Source organism: Archangium sp., assembly GCF_036389735.1.
GTDB lineage: Bacteria > Myxococcota > Myxococcia > Myxococcales > Myxococcaceae > Archangium.
In genome coordinates, this window is record NZ_DASVWK010000445.1 from 1 (window position 1) to 3,342 (window position 3,342).

At 66.1% G+C, this 3,342-nt stretch carries 5 protein-coding genes; all 5 read left to right on the top strand.

From position 1 onward, the window contains the following. Nucleotides 1-1,008 (top strand): EscU/YscU/HrcU family type III secretion system export apparatus switch protein (locus tag VF794_RS15875; protein ID WP_331111260.1); only part of this gene is annotated, 1,008 nt, incomplete at its 5' end. Between the two features lie 30 nt (nt 1,009-1,038). Further along, nucleotides 1,039-1,320, top strand: coding sequence for an EscU/YscU/HrcU family type III secretion system export apparatus switch protein (locus VF794_RS15880; protein WP_331111262.1), 282 nt, complete (start codon nt 1,039-1,041; stop codon nt 1,318-1,320). A gap of 50 nt (nt 1,321-1,370) precedes the next feature. Continuing rightward, nucleotides 1,371-1,847 carry a hypothetical protein gene (locus tag VF794_RS15885; protein ID WP_331111264.1) on the top strand — a complete coding sequence of 159 codons (477 nt, stop codon included), beginning with the start codon at nt 1,371-1,373 and terminating at the stop codon, nt 1,845-1,847. A 4-nt stretch (nt 1,848-1,851) separates the two neighbouring features. Next, on the top strand, nt 1,852-2,334 hold the full coding sequence (locus VF794_RS15890) for a tetratricopeptide repeat protein (RefSeq protein WP_331111266.1): 483 nt from the start codon (nt 1,852-1,854) through the stop codon (nt 2,332-2,334). A gap of 105 nt (nt 2,335-2,439) precedes the next feature. Continuing rightward, nucleotides 2,440-3,054 carry a hypothetical protein gene (locus VF794_RS15895; protein WP_331111268.1) on the top strand — a complete coding sequence of 205 codons (615 nt, stop codon included), beginning with the start codon at nt 2,440-2,442 and terminating at the stop codon, nt 3,052-3,054. Nucleotides 3,055-3,342 lie beyond the last annotated feature (288 nt).

Consider the following 3,342-nt stretch of genomic DNA (forward strand, 5'->3'; position numbering starts at 1 on the left):
AAGGGCCAGGTCTGGAAGAGCAAGGACCTGACGGCCGTGTTCGGCTTCGTGGTGGGCCTGGGCGTGGTCAAGGCCACCTGGTCCACCGTGGAGGAGCGTGTCACCGAGCTGTTCCGCTTCAGCTTCGATCACATCGCGCACCCGGAGAACATCGAGGCGGCCACCGGTCAGCTGATGACCATGGGGCTCAACGCGGTGCTCCTGCTCACCCTGCCGGTGGTGGGGGCCGTGGCCGTCATCGGCGGCCTGGTGGAGTTCCTCCAGGTGGGCTCGTTGTTCACGCTGGATCCGCTGATGCCCAAGCTGGAGAAGCTCAACCCCATCGAGGGGTTGAAGAACCTGATTGGCAAGAAGCAGATCGTCGAGATGATCAAGAACGTGGCCAAGATCTCCGTGGCTGGCTACGTCACCTTCGGAGTGGTGCGCGACGCGATGCCCCTGGTGGTGGAGACGGTACGCCAGGACATCCACACCACCCTGGCCATCATGGGCGAGCTCATCTACCGCGTGTCCATGCGCGTGTGCATGGTGTTCTTCGTCTTCGCCATCTTCGACGTCTGGTGGCAGCGCAAGGCGTACATGAAGGACATGATGATGTCGAAGGACGACGTCAAGAAGGAGTACAAGGAGAGCGAGGGCGATCCGCACCAGAAGGCCGCGCGCAAGGAGCTGGCGCACGAGCTGCTGGAGGGGGCGCAGATGGAGGCGGTGAAGGGCGCGGACGTCATCGTCACCAACCCGGACCACGTGGCCGTGGCGCTCAAGTACGACAAGGACAAGGACCAGGCGCCGCGGGTCCTGACCAAGGGGCTGGACTTCAAGGCCGAGCGCATCAAGGCGCTGGCGCGCGAGGCGGACGTGCCCACGCTGCGCAACGTGCCCCTGGCGCACGCCCTGCTGCGCGTGGACGTGGGCCAGGAGATCCCCGAGGAGCTGTACGACGCCGTCGCCGAGGTGCTCAACTTCGTCCACGGCCTGAAGAACCCCACCCCCGTGGCGCGCGCCTGACGCCGCGTCCCTTCCCGAAGCGAGGCTCCCATGAGTGACGATGTGGAGATGGCGATCGCGCTCAAGTACGACAAGGACAAGGACGTCGCGCCGCGGGTGATCGCCAAGGGGCTGCGCCTCAAGGCGGAGAAGATTCGCGAGATCGCCAAGCAGTACAACATCCCGGTGATGAGGAACGTGCCGCTGGCCAACGCGCTCTACCGCGTGGATGTGGGCCAGGAGGTCCCCGAGGAGCTGTACGACGCCGTCGCCGAGATTCTCAACTTCATCTACGCGCTCCAGCAGGAGCAGGCAGGCGGCGGGAAACCCTGAGGGTGGGGTAGACTGCGGCCCCCCAAATGGAGTGAGGTTCGGTTTAGATCATGGCCAAGATCAATAATCAGCCCCCGAGAGCACCTCTCTGGCCTTGGGGCGGTCCCCGTTCCGTTCGCGAAAAGCTGGTCGACCCCGCGCAGCTCGACCGCAAGAAGCGCAAGATTGGCAACCCGAAGAACCCGGCGCTCGCCTCGGCGGCGCTGCTGGACTTCATCGGCCCGGCGCACTCCTCGGAGGAGCTGCGGTTGCCCACGCCGCCCAACCCGAAGGGGCACGACGCGGACCTCGAGGGCTTCTCGGACCGGCCCTACCTGGGCAGCGTGGCCGGGCGCGGGGACGGCGAGCAGCGGCAGTTGCTCGAGCGGAGCATGAGTCGCATCAACGCGGCGCCGGATCGCATGGAGCGCCTCAAGGGCCTGCTCCAGCGCGAGTCGCAGATGCTGGCCCTGGTGGGCCAGGTGCACGCCGAGGTTCAGGAAATCCAGCGCCGTATGCGCGAGGAGCAGCAGGACGAGGGGTACTAGCACCATGGCCGCACCCGACAGCAAGAACGCCCCCCAGCAGGACGAGGCCCGGTTCACCGCGATGGTGCAGCGCTGGGCGGATGGCAAGGCCACGCTGCGCGACGTGCGCGGCTACTCGGACGAGGAGCTGTACGCCATCGCCAAGACGGCCTACGTCTTCTTCTACCAGGGCCGGATCGCCGAGGCGCGCACGCTCTTCCAGGGCCTCTATGCCATCAACCCCGCGGACGCCTACTTCGCCAAGGCGCTCGGCGTGGTGGAGATGGCCGCGGGCAACGCGCAGGGCGCGCTGGCCGCCTACGATGTGGCCCTCAAGCTGGACGGCCGGGATGCCCAGGCCTACGTGGGTCGCGCCGAGGTCCGGCTCTCCCTGGGGCAGAAGTCGCAGGCGCTGGAGGATCTACGCCGCGTCGCCTCGCTCGTGGACGAGGCGGAGCCGCTGGCCCAGAAGGCCGCCGCGATGATGACCGCCCTGATCCAGCGCTGAGGCCGCCTCATTAACGAGGCTGTTGGCTTGATCCAAGAATCCTTCCTTTCTAACATGTGCCCCGCCGTGCCTTGACACTTTCCCCCCCAGAAAAGAGACGCGCTCATGTCCAAGTCGAAGCAGAACGGTAGCGAAGAGTATCCCCTGCCCACCGAGCCGCCCGAGTTGGTGGCGAAGCGGGACCGGCTGCTGGCCACGTTGGAGAAGGAGGCCAAGGCGGCCACGGGGACCGCGCAGCCCGTGCTGCGCAAGATGCACGAGCTGCTCTCGAACACGAAGGTGGGCTCTCCGCTGAACGCGGGCCTCTATCAGGAGGTCAAGGACTCCTTCGTGCGCTTCATGAAGGATCCGGTCCTTCCTCCTCCGGCCATCATCATGGAGGTCGTCGAGTTCCTCCAGGAGCGTCTGGTCACGGTCGGCTTCACCGGCCAGATGGAGTGGCCCGAGGGCGCGCCGCCGGTTCCGGCGGGCTTCGTGGGCTCTCTGCTCCAGGGAACTCCCGCGGCGAGCGCTCCCGCGGCGGCGGCTCCGGCCCAGCGCGGCGCCGGTGGTGTGAAGGATGGCTTCGAGGGCTCGTCCTCGCAGCGCAAGATGACGCTCAACCCCGAGACCGCCCCGGCTCCGGCCGCCGCGTCCACCGACCCGAAGTCCGAGCAGCAGCAGCTCGAGTCCTTCAAGACGTGGATGAAGAACCCGGCCCTCGGCAAGGTGAAGGGCTAGGCCAGGCTGTGATTTCCCGGTAGCCCCGGGAAATGATCCGGAAAATCAGCACGAAACTCCGGAGAGTACGAGTCGATAATCAGTTTGTCAGGTTGCTGCTTCGCACCCCACCGAAGTCAAAACCCCCGAATTCACTGGAGAATCACGATGAGCCTCGGTTCTATTGCCAATGCCGGTCTGAGCGCGATGGGCGGTCTGTCGAAGGCCCAGCAGGACATGCTGGCCAACGCCCCCGCCGAGATGAAGCCGTTCCTCGAGGCGCAGATGAAGATGCAGAAGGAGCAGGAG

What these genes read in the sequence shown, in the direction of transcription:
- VF794_RS15880 (WP_331111262.1), top strand. Translation starts at nt 1,039, where the DNA reads ATGAGTGACGATGTGGAGATGGCGATCGCGCTCAAGTACGACAAGGAC.
- VF794_RS15885 (WP_331111264.1), top strand. Translation starts at nt 1,371, where the DNA reads ATGGCCAAGATCAATAATCAGCCCCCGAGAGCACCTCTCTGGCCTTGG.
- VF794_RS15890 (WP_331111266.1), top strand. Translation starts at nt 1,852, where the DNA reads ATGGCCGCACCCGACAGCAAGAACGCCCCCCAGCAGGACGAGGCCCGG.
- VF794_RS15895 (WP_331111268.1), top strand. Translation starts at nt 2,440, where the DNA reads ATGTCCAAGTCGAAGCAGAACGGTAGCGAAGAGTATCCCCTGCCCACC.